General features: G+C 52.4%; 12 protein-coding genes. 1 reads left to right on the top strand and 11 read right to left on the bottom strand.

Annotated features, from left to right (window positions below; all coding sequences use genetic code 11):
* Positions 1 to 97: 97 nt before the first annotated feature.
* The 6 genes from MKX64_RS20845 to MKX64_RS20820 all read right to left on the bottom strand — a co-directional run bounded on the left by MKX64_RS20845 (position 98) and on the right by MKX64_RS20820 (position 8,868).
* Positions 98 to 940 (bottom strand): sugar ABC transporter permease, encoded by an 843-nt coding sequence (locus tag MKX64_RS20845; RefSeq protein WP_095265365.1) that lies wholly within the window; start codon positions 938 to 940, stop codon positions 98 to 100.
* Positions 940 to 2,226, bottom strand: a complete 1,287-nt coding sequence (locus MKX64_RS20840) for a carbohydrate ABC transporter permease (RefSeq protein WP_095397337.1) — start codon at positions 2,224 to 2,226, stop codon at positions 940 to 942. The genes MKX64_RS20845 and MKX64_RS20840 overlap by 1 nt, the downstream gene beginning before the upstream one ends.
* 78 nt (positions 2,227 to 2,304) lie before the next feature.
* Positions 2,305 to 3,609 carry an extracellular solute-binding protein gene (locus tag MKX64_RS20835; RefSeq protein ID WP_244908169.1) on the bottom strand — a complete coding sequence of 435 codons (1,305 nt, stop codon included), beginning with the start codon at positions 3,607 to 3,609 and terminating at the stop codon, positions 2,305 to 2,307.
* 25 nt (positions 3,610 to 3,634) lie between these two features.
* Positions 3,635 to 4,681 (bottom strand): LacI family DNA-binding transcriptional regulator, encoded by a 1,047-nt coding sequence (locus MKX64_RS20830; RefSeq protein ID WP_341037233.1) that lies wholly within the window; start codon positions 4,679 to 4,681, stop codon positions 3,635 to 3,637.
* Positions 4,682 to 4,865: 184 nt separating this feature from the next.
* The gene (locus MKX64_RS20825) at positions 4,866 to 5,585 is read right to left on the bottom strand and encodes a YebC/PmpR family DNA-binding transcriptional regulator (protein WP_095265368.1); all 720 of its coding nucleotides are present in this window, start codon (positions 5,583 to 5,585) and stop codon (positions 4,866 to 4,868) included.
* Positions 5,586 to 5,736: 151 nt separating this feature from the next.
* The gene (locus MKX64_RS20820; protein ID WP_341037231.1) at positions 5,737 to 8,868 is read right to left on the bottom strand and encodes a glycoside hydrolase family 2 TIM barrel-domain containing protein; all 3,132 of its coding nucleotides are present in this window, start codon (positions 8,866 to 8,868) and stop codon (positions 5,737 to 5,739) included.
* A 107-nt stretch (positions 8,869 to 8,975) separates the two neighbouring features.
* On the opposite strand from MKX64_RS20820, the gene MKX64_RS20815 reads away from it, so the two are divergent.
* The gene (locus tag MKX64_RS20815) at positions 8,976 to 9,800 is read left to right on the top strand and encodes an AraC family transcriptional regulator (protein WP_095265370.1); all 825 of its coding nucleotides are present in this window, start codon (positions 8,976 to 8,978) and stop codon (positions 9,798 to 9,800) included.
* A gap of 139 nt (positions 9,801 to 9,939) precedes the next feature.
* Here the strand turns inward: MKX64_RS20815 and cysI are convergent, their stop codons facing one another.
* From cysI to MKX64_RS20790, 5 genes are all read right to left on the bottom strand, one after another.
* Complete coding sequence (gene cysI, locus MKX64_RS20810) at positions 9,940 to 11,661, bottom strand: assimilatory sulfite reductase (NADPH) hemoprotein subunit (protein WP_095265371.1); 1,722 nt, start codon at positions 11,659 to 11,661, stop codon at positions 9,940 to 9,942.
* A 35-nt stretch (positions 11,662 to 11,696) separates the two neighbouring features.
* Complete coding sequence (locus tag MKX64_RS20805; protein ID WP_095397340.1) at positions 11,697 to 13,535, bottom strand: assimilatory sulfite reductase (NADPH) flavoprotein subunit; 1,839 nt, start codon at positions 13,533 to 13,535, stop codon at positions 11,697 to 11,699.
* A 238-nt stretch (positions 13,536 to 13,773) separates the two neighbouring features.
* Positions 13,774 to 14,433 (bottom strand): bacillithiol biosynthesis deacetylase BshB2, encoded by a 660-nt coding sequence (gene bshB2 / locus MKX64_RS20800; RefSeq protein ID WP_095265373.1) that lies wholly within the window; start codon positions 14,431 to 14,433, stop codon positions 13,774 to 13,776.
* A 19-nt stretch (positions 14,434 to 14,452) separates the two neighbouring features.
* Positions 14,453 to 14,797: a YojF family protein gene (locus tag MKX64_RS20795; RefSeq protein WP_095265374.1), complete on the bottom strand. Its 345-nt coding sequence runs from the start codon at positions 14,795 to 14,797 to the stop codon at positions 14,453 to 14,455.
* A gap of 298 nt (positions 14,798 to 15,095) precedes the next feature.
* Positions 15,096 to 16,181 (bottom strand): Gfo/Idh/MocA family protein, encoded by a 1,086-nt coding sequence (locus tag MKX64_RS20790; RefSeq protein WP_095397341.1) that lies wholly within the window; start codon positions 16,179 to 16,181, stop codon positions 15,096 to 15,098.
* Positions 16,182 to 16,194 lie beyond the last annotated feature (13 nt).

Below are 16,194 nucleotides of genomic sequence, written 5' to 3'. Positions count from 1 at the left end.
GCTGGTTTCCACTTCTTTCCTCATCCTGCCCAAAGCTCTATCTGTCCCATGTCACAAGGAGTATCGCCAACACGCGCATCCGGGCAGCAACACCGCACTACCCTTTAGTTCCGCCCTCGGCCAGACCTGTAATCAGATACCGCTGCAGGAACAAGAACACGACGGCAATCGGCACCGCAATCAGAATCGCCCCGGCCGAGAAACGGGTGAAATTGTTGGCAAACTTGTCGTTAATAAAGTTAAACAGGCCAAGCGCCAGCGTGAACTTCTCTGGACTTCGCAGAATGATGCGCGGCAGCAGAAAATCCATAAACGGCGCCATGAAGTTGAACAGCGCTACAACCGCCAGGATCGGCTTGGCCAAAGGCGTCAAGATTTGAAAGAAAATCCGGAAATGGCCGGCGCCATCAATTTTGGCCGATTCATCGAGATCCCTCGGAATCGTATCCAGATAGCCTTTGACAAGAAAGGCATTCATCGGAAGTCCGCCGCCAATATATATGATAACCAGTCCCCAAAGCGAATCGAGCAGCCCCACCACGTTCAGCAGCAAATAAATCGCCACCATTCCCATCAGCACCGGGAACATCTGAAGCAGCAGGAACGAATAAATGCCGTATTTACGCCCAATGAAGTCATACCGGGAGAAGGCGTAAGCGACAAACGAGACGATGATAACCGAAGCGGCGGATGTGACAGACGCCACGAGCAGCGTGTTTTTGTACCACAGCAAATAATCGCTCTGCGGATTCGTGAACAGCCATTCATAGTGCGTTGTTGACCACCGCTCCGGCACGAGACTGGAGCTGAACATGCTCGTTCCCGGATTTAGCGAGATGCTTAACGTCCACAGCAGCGGATACGAAATGACCACAAACATAATTAGCACGACCGCATAAATCAGCGTTAATTCCAATCGGTTCTTGAGCTTCCGGTTCATCAAAACATCTTCTCCTCTCGGAACGATCGGCTGCGGCTGAATTGGAAAAATGCAAAGATCGCAACGACCAGGCCCATAATGATGGAGATCGCGGCAGCCATTTTGTAGTTGTTGTTCTCGAAAGTGAGCTTATACACCCACGAGATCAGGATGTCCGTACCGCCTGCCGTCTGGTTTCGAACCGGAGGACCGCCCTCGTTAAACAGATAGATGATGTTGAAATTGTTGAAATTGCCCGCGTACTGCATGATGAGCAGCGGCGCGGTGGCGTACAGCACATGCGGCAGTGTAATATGGCGGAATTTGTTCCAACGGCTGCCGCCGTCCACGTCGGCCGCTTCGTACCAGTCATTGGAGATGCTCTGCAGCACCCCGCTGAACAATGCGAATACAAACGGGAAGCCGAGCCATACCTGAATCATGATGATGGTGACTTTCGCCCACACCGGGTCTGACATCCACGGAATCTGCACGCCAAACGGCGCCAGCAGCTCCCGATTAATCGCGCCGAAGTCGTCATTGAACATTGCGGCAAAGATCAGGATCGTGACAAAAGACGGCACCGCCCACGGCAGGATGAAAATGGTGCGGATCAGCCGCTTGAATTTGACGCGGGCATCGTTGACCATCACCGCCAGCAGCAGCGCAACTACGATTTGCAGTGTTGTGGCCACAAACGTCCACACCACAGTCCAGGACAGAACGGACAGCAGGCTGGAGCGCCAGATCGGCTCTGTGAACAATGTGGTGAAGTTGTCGAAGCCTACCCAATCCAGCAGCTTGGCTGGCGGTGAATTGTACAGATTGTAATTCGTAAAGGCCAGGCTGATCATGAACAGTAGAGGAAAGACCACCACGAACACCAGAATGAAAAAGCCCGGCAGCACCATGTAATAAGGGAAGCCGCGATCCCATACCGCATGGAAGCTCTCCTTCATGCTTGGAATCGCATATCCGCTGCGCAGTTTCTGTCCGTCCCGGTATGCGTCCACCAAATTGTAAGCATAGAACAAAAGCAGGAACACAACCAGAATGACGGACAACAGTCCCTGCACAAGCAGCGCGCGGGAGTCATCGACCATCGGGATCGTGCCCAGCGTGTATATCCCCCAAAATCCAATGTTCAGAAAATCATACAGCGCAATCAAAAGCGCTGCCGATAACAGAAAGAACAGACTCCCCTTTATAAATCTCCGGTTGTACAGCTGCCCTATGCCGGGGATGATGGATAGCGCCGCAGCGAGAGCCGGACGATGCTGTTGTTGTTGTACTAAGTTTGCTGTCAAGCAGGTTCACCTTCTTTGGACATCGGCCTATAAAATTTGGATCTTCCCGAGCCGTGTTTGTTCTCAGTCATCATGCATTTATTCTGCTCCCGCCATTTTGATTTTGTCCTGGATCTGCACCACGGCTTCATCCAGCACTGTCTGTGCATCCTCGCCTTCCGCAGCAAATTTAAGCGCGTTGGCCATCGGATCCCATACATGGGTCAGCTCCGCAACATTCGGAAACGGAATGCCATATTGAATTTGCTCCGAGAACCCGGCAACAAGTGGATTATCAACCAACACCGGATCGTTCAGCACATCCAGATGTGCCGGAATTTCGCCCGCTTGTTCATACCAGGTCATGGACGACGATGCATTGGTCAGAAATTCAGCGAGATCCGTAGCCCACTCCGGATGCTGGGAATAAGCCGACAGCATCCAGCCTTTGACCCCGATGAACGATTGCGGATGCGTCCCGTCTTCCATAAGCGGAAGCGCAGCTACCGCAAGGTGGTCGCCAAGCTGCTCCTTATGGTCGGTGATCGCCCACGGCCCGTTAATAACGGCCGCAACCTTGCCCTCATTGAACAGGCCGCCAACGATATCGCCGTTCACGCCTTTAGGCAGATAGTTCTTTTGGAACCAGCTTTGAATGAGGCTGACACCCTTGACCGTTCCCTCTTGATTGAGTCCGATGTCCGTAATATCAAAGCCGCCGTCTTTTTCGCCAAAAATGTAACCCCCGCTGCCGCCCATGAAGGCCCACGAATAATAAAAATTGGTCGCATCGTATAAGAAACCGTATTCATCCTTGGCCGCATCCGTCTGCTGCTCCGCAATCCGCTCGAGGTCCGCAATCGTCTTGGGCGCTTCCGGCATCAGTTCCTTGTTGTACAGAAGCGCATAGGTCTCTACAACAAAAGGCAAACCATACAAATTCCCGTCATAGCTAAGCGCTTCCAAAGTCTCCGGCGTGAACTGCGCGAGATGTGCTTCCGAGGCCTTCATCGGCTGCACCAGCCCTTGGACGGACAGGCTGCCGATGCCCGGCTGGTAGAATAAGTCCGGCCCCTTGCCAGAAGGCCCGTCAAGCGACAGCGTTTGCGGCTGATCGTTCATCGCGATCGGTGTGATTTTCACCGCAATCCCGCTCTGTTCTGTATATTTGTCTGTAATCGCTTGCAATACTGCGAGTTTTTCCGCATTATCATCAGCCCAGATCGTCAGCTCTGCCGGCTTCGGCGCCTCGGTGTCATCCGAAGGAGACGTTCCTGGCGTTTCCGCGGACACCCCTTCGCTCGCGGGTCCTGGTTCTACGTCTCTCTGCGGCCCGCATGCCGTCAACATCACAATCAAAACGATACATAAGACCCCAATGAATCCTTTGTTTTTGATAATCACCTAAATTCCTCCCATGTCGAAATCGTTATTGTCTATCGGTTAAATGCGCCTTTGTTGTTGTGTCCCGAACCAGCAGTTCGACAGGCAACACCACCTTTCGAGAAGTTGAGCACTTGTTGTCCATCAGTTCCATCAGCAGCTTGACCGCCACCCGCCCTTTCTGGACGATATTCTGCGATACGGTGGTCAACGCCGGAAGCGTATAGCCGGACATGAACAAATTATCAAATCCGACCAAAGACACTTGTTCGGGCACCCGCCATCCCATATCCTTGATCCCCTTCATCAAGCCCAATGCAGCGATGTCGGACATCGAGAAGATCGCGCTGACATCGTTGTGATTGGCCAGCCACGCCGCTGCGTGATAACCGCCTTGCACGGAGGTTGGCAAGCGGATCATCAAGCCGGGATCGTAAGGCAAGCCTGCTTCATCAAGCGCCTTCCGGTAGCCGAGCCAGCGCTGCTGAAGAACCGCATAACGATGCAGCTGATCCATCGGAATATCGCCAATCAGCAAAGCAATCCGGCGATGTCCCAGTGCAAGCAGATGCTTGGTCGCTGCATATCCCCCGTACTGATCATCCACACATACCTGACATAGTCTGGGATCGTTCAGATAGCTGTCAATGTATACACAAGGAATATCCAATGTGCGGAATAAAGCGTCTTCTCCCCGATGATCCGTGATCCCGACCACAAGCAGCCCATCCAGCTGACGCTGCTTCACAAAATCAAGCGTCTCCTCCGGCATGCCCATGCTTACCAAAATCATATGGAATCCGTGATCACGGGCGATTTCCTCGGCTCCCGCCAACAAATCCCAGTAGAACGGATTATCCTGGATTCGCCCCGGCTTTGTCGTCTGAACGACAAGCCCGATTAGACGAGACTGATTCGTCTTCAAATGGCGAGCCAACAAATTGGGAGCATAGCCTAACTGTTCAATCGCTTGTTGAACGCGCTTCATGGTTGTCTTCGATACGCGCCCCTTGCCGTTGACTACATTGGAAACGGTTGCAATAGATACGTTGGCCGCCTTGGCTACGTCGTGTAATATAACATCATGCTTCATAATCGCTCCTGTCCAAATTGTTAAACGTTTAACCTCCTTTCGTTTATATTGGTTAAACCTTTAACCAGAGGGTATCATGCATTCCTTCTGGTCGTCAAGACATTTTCATGAATAGGTAACAATAAAAAAACTCACTCTCTGTATCAGCAACGGATACAAAAAAGCGAGTTTTCCAGTAATCTTATTAATCTTCAAATTCCACGTTATGATAGACCTGCTGGACGTCTTCGAGGTCTTCCAACGCATCGATCAGCTTCTCGAACTGGGCCTGGCTCTCCTCCGGCAGCGTAACATAGTTCTGCGGCAGCATCGTCAGCTCGGCGACGGTAAATTCGGTAACGCCCGCTTCCTTGAACGCCTCCTGTACGGCATGGAATTGATCCGGCTCAGCGTATACGATGACCGCGTCGTCCTCTTCCAGGACGTCACGTACATCCACATCCCCCTCGAGCAGCAGTTCAATCACTTCATCTGAAGTTTTACCCTCGATACCGATAACCGCTGTCGGGTCGAACATATACGAAACGGAGCCGCTAACGCCCATGTTGCCGTTGTTTTTGTTAAACGCCGCACGTACCGCAGACGCAGTCCGGTTCACATTGTTCGTGAGTGCATCTACAATGAGCATTGACCCGTTAGGCCCAAAGCCCTCATAACGCAGCTCCTCATATTTCTCATCGCCGCTGCCCTTTGCCTTCTCCAGTGCACGGTCGATGATCGCCTTCGGTACATTGTACGTTTTGGCGCGCTCCAATACGACCTTCAGCGCACGGTTGGACTCAGGGTCCGGCTCACCCTTCTTCGCTGCAACATAAATCTCTACGCCGAATTTGGCATATACTCGGCTGGTGTTAGCATCCTTGGATGCTTTCTTTTCCTTAATATTATTCCATTTACGGCCCATACTTTTCCGCTCTCTTTCGTCTTTGAATCTGGTGCAGGTATCATAGAATACCTTCGTTCATTATAGCTCTAATAGAGAACTTGAACAAGGCAAGCGATAGAGAATGGTATGGGCAATAACATTCATCACTTCCTCACCCCTATCCCTGTACCTACTGGCCGACAGGTCGCAAGGTAAATGCCAGCATATATTCACGATTCGCGTACAGAATATGCTCTGGATGCGGCTTGGCCCCCCAGCTGTCATCGCCGCCTACGCCCATTTGCTTGGCCATGACCCGGATAACGGTTTTGTCCGAAGCTGGCAGCTTGTAGGCATGGTCGCTGGCCTCTATTTCCAGCGGGGTATACGGCTGCGCACTAAATTCGAACTTCGAGCGGCCTTCAATGGCGAAGCCTGCCCCGGACCGGCTCTTCACTTGTGCCCACCGCACTTCGGTTTTGTTCCCGCATTCTTGCGGGCGAAGGTAAGGCACCCATTGGTCCTTCACGAGACCTGCATATCTTCCGATTTTCGCCCCGCTGTTTCGGTCGGAATAATTCTCAAACGGCCCCTTGCCATACCACTCAATATGGTCAAAGGCATGTTCCATGGCGAACATCAAGCCCACTTCCGGAATCTCCGGCAGCCCTTCGCCGGGCGTGAGTCTCATCTGCACATCCATACTTCCATCGCCCTGCACGATATACTGCAATGTACTAATAGACTCGGGCTCGGTCGGCAGTGCGTAGCGTACCGTAACCTCCACCGCAGCTGGAGCCTCACGGTAAGAGAACTCCAGCAATCTCCGCTCCAGACTGGCCGTCCTCCAAATTCCGCTGCGCTGCTCCAGATGATTCCCGCGGTCATTGTCCACCAGGGCTCGCCAGAAGTTCGGACGCAGCGGTTCAGCGATCAGCTCGGAACCAGCGCTTGTGTAGGAAATCAATTCCCCTGAACGGAAATCAAAAACAACCGTAAACGCCTGTCCCGCTACAGTAAGCCGATTCTCTTGCCTTTCCACTTGTACCGGCTGCCCGTGGGAAATGACATTCACCTCAGGCTGCTGCACCACTGGAAGCACAAATTGTCCAAAAGCGATCTCATGACCCTTATCAGCCCAGCTCGTGCTGTCTTTCAGCACTAGCCCGAATGTGGCAATGTACTCCACCCCGGCAGCACCAGCGGCTGCGATTTCCAGCAGGTTCGAGACATCTACCTTGACAGTCTCCCCCGGCGCAGCCTGGACAGATCCTCTTCCCGCCTTGACCTGCTCCCCGTTTGCCATCACATTCCAGACAAAATCAAATGCGGCAAGATCCGTAAATAAGTACTTATTTGACATGATCAAGCGGCCTTCCGGCAGCTCGCTGCCGTCAAACCGGACGCTTTGGTAGCATTTTTTCACTTCCGCGATTTTCGGAGACACGGTTCGATCCGCAAAGATGAGGCCGTTGCCGCAGAAGGTGCCGTCATGCGGCGACTCGCCGAAATCACCGCCATAAGCCAGATACGCCTCGCCCTCTTCGTTGCGGGTCAGGATCGCCTGATCGATCCAATCCCAGATGAATCCACCCTGAAGGACAGGATACCGGTCGAAGAGCTCCCAATAGGCGCTTAACCCGCCGCAGGAATTGCCCATGGCATGGCTGTACTCGCACAGTATGAACGGTTTCTGCGGATCATTCCTGACATATCGCTCAATGTCATCGATCCTCGTATACATTTGACTTTCGATATCGGATGCCGCCTCCGACGGGCGATAATGGAACACACCCTCATAATGTACAATGCGGGACGGATCTGTATCTTTAAAGTAACGATGCATGTGCAGGAAATTGTCCCCGCCAAAGGATTCATTGCCGAGGGACCAGATCACGATCGATGGATGGTTCTTATCCCGCTCATACATCGATTTCGAACGATCCAGCACGTTGTCCAGCCATTCCGGCTTGCTCCCGGGAATCGCGCCCTCCTCCTCTTTCTGCCCGTAGCGCCAAGTTCCGTGGGTTTCAAGATTCACCTCGTCTATGACATATAATCCATATTCATCACATAGCTCATACCATTTGGGATGATTCGGATAATGAGAGGTCCGGACAGCATTAATGTTATGCGCCTTCATCAGCTGGATATCCTTCAGCATCTCATCGATCCCGATCGCACGCCCCTTCACCGGGGAGAACTCATGACGGTTGACGCCCTTAAATTCGATTGCTTTCCCGTTGATCTTCATCAGCCCATCCTGAATTTCAAAGCGACGGAACCCCACTTTGCAGCTTACGTATTGGACGGTCTTATTCTGCTCATTACTCAAACCGACCACCAGCGTATACAAGTTCGGATCTTCCGCGCTCCACTGTCTTGGGGAATCAACCAAACCCGACAGCGTGATCATCTTCACCGGATCGGAGCCGAATTTCACCTGTTCGAGCGGAGCACGGCTCCATACTTGCTGTCGATGCTCGTCATACAGCTGCATGTCCACCGCTATGGCCCCCTGATCCTGTTCACTGTAATTATGGATTCGTATCGTGACGCTCAAGGAACCATGTTTATAGTTGTCATCCAGCTCTGGAAGCGCTTTAAAATCGTAGATGTGAGCATCGGGAGCCGTGTACAGGTATACATCCCGGAATATGCCGCTCAATCGCCAGAAATCCTGGTCCTCCAGCCAGCTCGCATCGCTCCAGCGGTAAACCTCTACGGCGAGCTTGTTCTCACCCTTCACCAAGTAGGGGGTCAGATCGAACTCGGCTGGCGTAAAGGAATCCTCACTGTATCCCACCAATTCCCCGTTCAGCCAAACATAGAAGGCCGATTCCACTCCTTGGAAACTAATATAAACAGGCTGGTCGCTCCAGCTGTCGGGAACCGCAAACGAGCGGATGTAAGAACCGACCGGATTATACTTCGTTGGCGCATAAGGCGGTTGTAAATCCTCCTGCTCAATCCACGGATAGCGAACATTCGTATACTGGGGGTAATCGTAGCCTTGAAGCTGCCAATGTCCGGGGACCGCGATCTCATGCCAGTTCGAAGCATCATAGTCTCGCGCATAGAAATGCTTGATCCGCTTCTCTGGATTTTCCGCCCAGGCAAACTTCCATACGCCGTTCAAGCTCATGTAGCTCCGGGAATCTTCCACTCTCCCTTCGAGCGCTTCCTCCACACTGTCATAGGAAATGAATGTGGCATGGGCATCCATGCGATTCAACTGGAAAATTTCAGGATTATTATTCCACTCGGGATATCCGTTAGCGGGCGGGCTGTATTTCCATTTCGTTTTTCCCAAATCCGTCACTCCATTTCTGTTATAATTATATTCACATTATAAAGTGACATCTTCCTTGTTATCTATTAAACGATATTCATCATCATTTAAATATTTGAAATCGAGGTGCTGCGTATATGGACATTATCCATCTCTGTCATCTGAGCGAGTCCGACTTGCACCTGCCCGTATATCTGACGTCGGCAGGACAATGGAACCATCAGGACCCTGTTCACCGCCCTGACGGATTCGCTTCTTATCAATGGCTGATGATCCTGTCGGGCGAAGGCGCTGTACATGTGGATGAACGCATTTATTCCGCTAAAGCAGGACAGGCGATCTGCCTGTTCCCGAATGTTCCGCATCGTTATCACGCGATCCAGGAGCCTTGGAAACTGATGTTCATATCGATGGAAGGCAGCCTTTGTCCTACGCTGCTCGCCCAAGCAGGCATTATGAAGTCAGGGGTGTACAACATTCTGAATGCTGACAAGATGCAGGCAGACCTGGCTAACATCATTACCGGGGCGGGTTCGAATGACAATCATACCAACCTGGAATGCTCCAAGCTGCTGTATAGCCTGCTGCTGGATATCCCTTCGCATATTCATGCCACCCAGCATACCAGGCATCAGCATTTCGAGCGGCTACAGCCCGTCACGCGGTACATTAAGGAACACTGCCACCAGCCGTTAACCATCCAGCTGTTGGCGGAACAAGCCGGAATTACGCCTCAATATCTATGTCTCCTGTTCAAAAAAGCGTTTAATATAAGACCGATGGAATACGTCAATCGCGAGCGCATTCAATTCAGTAAGGAGCTTATGGTGTTAGAACCGCAGCTTCAAATTCAAGAGATTGCCAGCAGGTCCGGATTTGAGCATACCAGCTATTATTGTACGGTATTCAAACGATTGGAGGGGATCTCCCCTGAAAAATTCAAGAAATCACACAGCTATTAGTCTAGTCCGATCACTCTGAATCCTTCACACCGCGAACGCATCAAGCGAAAAAAACACCCTCAAGCCGTGTTCATGTCTCGCATGACATGAGAGCACTTGCTTGAAGGTGTAGAAGAAAACCTATGCGTATTTTTCCGAATTATGAATGAAATTGCCGGCCGTCCAGCACCTCTTGCACATAGCCAGCCCGGATGACAAAATCCCCGAAATGCTCGCCTTCGTGCCGATCTTTAGCATAATGGGCAATGATCGCGCGCAGGGAATCCACAATCTCCGTTTCCCCGATGTTCTCTTTATACAGCTTATTCAAGCGGTTGCCTGAGAAACCGCCGCCCAGGTACATATTGTATTTCCCCGGCGCCTTGCCGATGAAGGCAATCTCGGCCAGCATGGGTCTGGCGCAGCCGTTCGGGCAGCCGGTCATTCGGATGACGATATCTTCCTCACGCAGACCGTTCTCCTCCAGAATTTGCTCGATTTTGTCAAGAAGCGAAGGCAAATAGCGCTCCGACTCGGCCATGGCCAGCCCGCATGTAGGCAGGGCAACGCATGCCATCGAATTTCTTCGCAAAGCGGAATCATTCGCTCCATCGGTCAGACCGAATTTCTGGATCAGCTCCATCACTTTTTTCTTCTTGTGGCTTGTAATATTGGCGATAACCAAGTTCTGATTGGCCGTCAGCCGGAAGTCGCCGGTATGAATGCCTGCAATTTCACGAAGTCCGGTCATTAGCGGATAGTCAGGCTCATCCTTGATCCGTCCATTCTGGATGAAGAGTGTGAAATGCCATTTGCCGTTGCTTCCCTTCACCCAGCCATACCGGTCCCCGTTATGATCGAACTGAAACGGCCGTGCCTCCTCCAGCTTGTAGCCGAGGCGGCTGCTGAGCTCATTCACAAACCAGTCGATGCCCCGGTCATCGATCGTATATTTGAAGCGGGCGTGCTTCCGCACGGCACGATCCCCGTAATCGCGCTGGATCATCACCGTTTTCTCCGCCACTTCAATCGTCTGCTCCGGTGTGCAGAAGCCGATCACCTTCCCGACCTGCGGATAGGTTAACGGGTCGCCATGGGTCATCCCCATGCCGCCGCCAACCGTGACATTGAACCCTTTCAGCTGCCCGCCTTCGATGACCGCAATGAATCCGAGATCCTGAGAGAACACATCCACATCATTGGACGGCGGGACAGCTACCCCGATTTTGAATTTCCGAGGCAGATAGACCGGTCCGTAGATCGGTTCTTGCTCCTCATTGTCACGGCTGTCCAGCACCTTCTCGCCATCCAGCCATATTTCGTGATAAGCTCTCGTACGCGGATCAAGATGATCGCTGATCTTGCGAGCCCATTCATACACTTCGCCATGAATCTCCGATTGATACGGATTCGGGTTGCACATCACGTTCCGGTTCACGTCACCGCAAGCGGCAAGCGTGGATAGCAGCGATTCGTTGACCTCGCGGATCGTATCTTTCAGATTCCATTTCAGCACGCCATGAAGCTGGAAGGACTGCCGCGTCGTCAGCCGGATCGTGCCGTTGCCGTATTTCTGAGCAACGCGATCCATCATCAGCCACTGCTCTGGTGTCACAACACCGCCGGCAGCCCGCACGCGCAGCATGAACTGATAGGCAGGCTCCAGTTTCTGCTTCTGTCTCTCGTTACGCAGGTCCCGGTCATCCTGCATATAGCTGCCATGGAATTTCATCAACCGGTTGTCATCCTCCGGAATTGAACCGGTGATCGGGTCCTGCAGCGTCTCCTCCAGACTGCCCCGCAAATAGTTGCTTCGACGTTTAATATCCTCAACATCACTGTGAGGCGCGCTATTCGGTGAAACTAAATTATTATCTGACATTGCTCTGTACTCCTCTCGCGGCCTGGAATGATGATTTAATATACATCCCGCTGATAACGTTTCTGCTGCTGCATCAGGCTTACATACTCCGCCGCTTTCTCCGGGCTCATTCCGCCTTCCCGCTCAATGATAGCAGTTAGTGCGGCATGCACGTCGTGGGCCATTCTCTTCTCATCGCCGCATACATAGACATAAGCCCCTTCTTCCAGCCACTGATACAGCTCCTTGCTCTTCTCCAGCATCCGGTGCTGAACATATACCTTCTTGTCGGTATCCCGTGAGAAAGCAACATCCATGCGTGTCAGCACGCCATCCTTCAGCCAGCGCTGCCATTCAATCTGATACAGGAAATCCGTTGAGAAATGCTGATCTCCATAGAAGAGCCAGTTCTTCCCTTGCGCGCCGCTCTCCTCCCGCTCACCGACAAATGCCCGGAACGGAGCCACTCCGGTCCCCGGCCCGATCATAATAATCGGCGTGTCCGGGTTAGCTGGCAGCTTGAAGTTCGGATTATGCTGCACGAATACCGGCAGCTTGTCGCCGATCTGCGCCCGCTCGGCGAGCTGGACGGAGCAGACGCCGTAACGGTTGCGGCCATGCGCCTCATATCGTACTGTACGGACAGTCAAATGCACTTCATCCGGATAAGCGGACGGACTGCTTGCAATCGAATAGAGACGGGCCGGAATTTTGCGCAGCGTGGTAACAAACTCCGATGCAGCGATTCCTTTCAGCCCGTAATCCTGAACCAGGTCAAGCAGATCCCGCTCCTGGATATAAGCTCGCAGCTCCGCTTCACGTCCGGCCGACAGAAGCTCCTGCAGACCGCTGTTTCCTGTCAGCTTCGCCACCTGCTCGATGAGCGGCTTGGTAAGCACCGTAATCTCATAATGACGAAGAAGCGCTTCACGAAGCGGACGCTCGGTTCCATTCTTGTCCGTGGCAACCGCTTCTTCCCCTCTCCAGTCCATCGCCGTGATCAGATCTTCTACAAGCTGCGGATGATTCTCCGGATAAACTCCCAGGCTGTCCCCTGGCTCATACTGCAGATTGGAGCCTTCCAGCGACAGCTCGAGATGTCGGGTTTCGCGTTCGGAACCGCGGCCGTTCAGATTCAAATTCTCCAGAATCTCCGCCTGAAACGGATGGCTTCTGGAATACTCCGATTCTGCCGACGCACTCAGGGATGCAGCGCTGATAGCGGTTGGCGCTGCTGTTCCCGGTGCTGCCGTAAGCTCTGTCAGCGATTGAAGCACGCGGTTGATCCATTCGGCAGCCGGCTCGTCAAAGTCCACATCACAATCGACGCGAGGCGTCAGCCGCTTGCCGCCCAGCTCTTCCAGCCGTTTGTCAAAGTCCTTGCCGGTTTGACAGAAAAATTCATAGGATGTATCTCCCAGCGCCAGAACGGAATACGCCAGATGATCCAGCTTCGGCGCCCGCTTGCTGTGCAGAAATTCATAGAATGAAATCGCATTGTCCGGCGGCTCCCCTTCGCCATGCGTACTGACAAGCAAGAGCAGATTTTCTACTTTTTTCAGGGCGTTCGTTTTGAAGTCACTCATTGAAGACAGCGTCACCTGAAAGCCTTGCTCTTCCAGCTGCTTCGATAATTTCTTGGCCAGTCCATGGCAATTTCCGGTCTGGGAACCGAACAACACCGTCACATCTTTAGAAACAGCAGGAGCCACAGGGGCCGGGCTGATCTGCGATGTTGGCACAGCCACCGTCGCGATCCCTGCAGCCGTTCCTTGCAGGGCAGTGATATAGCCGCACAGCCAGGTGCGCTGAGCCTCAGTCAGCGTAGGCAGCAGCCGATTCAGCAGCTCCACCTGCTCCTGATTAAAAGGGCTGTTCGTTACTTGAAGTTCCAACAGTATCCACCTCACGTAGCAAGCATAATTAATTCCAAGTAATACGATACACTTTATAATATTGCTCTCTTGAACCTATCATAGCTGGAGAAATCGGTCAATTCGAATGTTTTTATAGCTTTTATCAGTTCTGCTGATAAATAGAGCAGGCATGAAAAAAGGAGCTGTTTCCGGCAAACATCTGCCAGAGACAACTCCTTCCACATCCCACAATAATAGAGATGATTGTATTGCAATGTTAATCTTCAAATGAATAAGTCCAGAAACGCTCAGTTCCAAAGCGACGAACAATTTCTTGCTGCTGCAGCTTCTTCGGCCCGAGCAGCTCGGCAGCCTGGAACTGGGACTTATGAGCCTGGATCGACTGCATCTTTTGCTCCAAAAATGATTTGACATCCACCAGCACATCCGGTTTCCCGAGCTCTTCCTCACAGTTGTTGGAGAAGGCGATGCCGTATACGGTCGGTCTCCGGTCTTTCGGCAAGCGCTGAATCGTCCGGACGACGGCCGCGCCGGTAGCATCATGGTCCGGATGCACGCTATAGCCTGGATAGAAAGTAACGACCAAGGAGGGCTTAATCTCCTCCAGCAGCGAATGAATGACGCCATCGAGCTTGTCTTGATCTTCGAACTCGATCGTTTTGTCGTGAAAGCCGAGCATTCGCAGATCCTGAATGCCGATCGCCCGGCATGACGCTTCCAGCTCCGCCTTGCGGATGGTCGGCAGTGTAACCCGATTCGCAAACGGTGGCACGCCCATGTTGCGGCCCATTTCTCCCAAGGTCAGGCAGGCATATGTCACCTTCGCCCCTTCGCTTACGTATTTAGCCAACGTTCCCGACAACCCGAACGCTTCATCATCCGGGTGGGGCAGAACTACCAATATATTTTGTGTCATGATTTCATCTCCTCTTTACTCAGAAAGGCTCCCGGCTAAGTTGCAGGGCGACTACGAGCTTGCCTTGGGTATCGTGACCGGCCATGATCAGCCTTTCCTTGTCGTTCTGCTCATAATGTGTAAGTCCCTCTGCATAGATCCATCCCTTCTCCATCTTCAGACCGACTCGGTACGGACCGTTGCCGGAAATGGAGCCGTGGGCGTAGCGGATCACGGCGTTGGTGATGAAGTTGGCGGCCGGATGCTTGCTGCTGTCATAATGGGCTGCATAAGCGCCAGTGGTCATCTCCAGATGCACATATACATCCTGATTTTTAAGTTTATCAATCATCTGTTGGACGTCGTCCACATGAATAATCTCCATAATTCCCCTCCGTATATCATGAGCTGATTGCCATCAGACTTGCCGCCGGGCATCCGCACAACTAAACAGTGCAAGGACTAAAAAGCCATACAGCGGACCGGCAACACCTTCGACTAGAACAAGCCCATTCGTAATGCTAAGTATCCTTATCTTAGTATCGGCAATTGCAGGACGAATGTCAACGCAACCTTGCGTACACTACTATATAAGCTGCATCTTGTGCAACATGAAAAAGCGCCTCTGCAAGATCAACGATCTTGCAGAGGCGCACCCTTGGATGCCTTGCATGTATGCAATATTACAGTTCCGGAATTTCGATCTCCACTTCCTTCTTCGCCAGCGAGGAACGCAGAATGCCGTCCAGTATCGCCTGATTCCGCAAAATTTGCTCGCCCGGAATCGGGGCGGGCTTTCCTTCGCGCACCGCGTCCACAAAATCCTTGATCTTCTCTTCGAATACGTTCACCTGATGCTGAATGAGCGGAATTCCGCTTTCCGTATGGTGGCCCTGAATGTCGTGGAACAGGGAAATGGAGCCCACTCTTCCATCCCAAACACCGCTCCAAGGCCCCGTCCCGGCCGGCGTGATCTTCATACCGGCGTCCGTACCGAGAAACATCGTTGCGCCCAGCGTATCCATATGCATCGCCCAGGCTGTTTTGAAGTTGAGCACCAGATCCCCTTCAAATCGGATGATGGCAACGCCGAAATCTTCCACATCAAATGCACTGGCTTCTTTATGATATTTCGGATTCGTACCAAAATAATTGGAAGTGTAAGCCGATACGGTCAGCGGCTTAGGGTAGCCTAGCGCATTCAGCGCCAGATCAAGCGAGTAGCAGCCGATATCCGCCATGGCGCCTGCACCGGCAATTTCCTGGCGAACGAACGTGCCGCCCGGCATGCCGCGGCGGCGTCCGCCCCCGGTTTCCACGTAGTATACTTTTCCAAGCTCACCGTTCTGGATCAGCTGCTGGATGATGCCCATGTTCGGGTCATAGCGCGGCTGAAAACCGACGTTCAGCATTTTGCCTGTCTCTTTAGAGACCTGCACCATCTCGATCGCCTCGTCCAGCGTGACAGACATCGGCTTCTCCAGCATGACATGCTTGCCGGCAGACAGCGCATCCTTCGTTGTCGTGTAGTGAGCGACGTTCGGCGTACAGATGCTGACCCCATCCAGATCCAGTTCCAGCAGCTTGCGATGATCGTCAAAGCCTACCGTTCCTTCTAGGCCCCAGCGCTCAATGAACTGTTCCGCCCGGCCCGGCATAATATCAGCGACCCCTACAATTTCAACATCTTCAATCTTTTTGTAGTGCTTGACATGCTCTCCGGCAATACCGCCGCTTCCAATAATTCCAATACGAATTGTCTTGCCCATCTCTATGGTTTCC

The sequence above is a fragment of the Paenibacillus sp. FSL M8-0334 genome (genome assembly GCF_038000405.1).
In the GTDB taxonomy this organism is placed as follows: Bacteria; Bacillota; Bacilli; order Paenibacillales; family Paenibacillaceae; genus Paenibacillus_AQ; species Paenibacillus_AQ campinasensis.
This window is presented reverse-complemented; position numbering and strand designations above follow the sequence as displayed.

Coding starts and splice junctions, on each gene's coding strand:
- bshB2 (WP_095265373.1), bottom strand. CDS start 14,433: ATGACACAAAATATATTGGTAGTTCTGCCCCACCCGGATGATGAAGCG.
- MKX64_RS20825 (WP_095265368.1), bottom strand. CDS start 5,585: ATGGGCCGTAAATGGAATAATATTAAGGAAAAGAAAGCATCCAAGGAT.
- MKX64_RS20845 (WP_095265365.1), bottom strand. CDS start 940: ATGAACCGGAAGCTCAAGAACCGATTGGAATTAACGCTGATTTATGCG.
- MKX64_RS20815 (WP_095265370.1), top strand. CDS start 8,976: ATGGACATTATCCATCTCTGTCATCTGAGCGAGTCCGACTTGCACCTG.
- cysI (WP_095265371.1), bottom strand. CDS start 11,661: ATGTCAGATAATAATTTAGTTTCACCGAATAGCGCGCCTCACAGTGAT.
- MKX64_RS20790 (WP_095397341.1), bottom strand. CDS start 16,181: ATGGGCAAGACAATTCGTATTGGAATTATTGGAAGCGGCGGTATTGCC.
- MKX64_RS20830 (WP_341037233.1), bottom strand. CDS start 4,681: ATGAAGCATGATGTTATATTACACGACGTAGCCAAGGCGGCCAACGTA.
- MKX64_RS20795 (WP_095265374.1), bottom strand. CDS start 14,797: ATGGAGATTATTCATGTGGACGACGTCCAACAGATGATTGATAAACTT.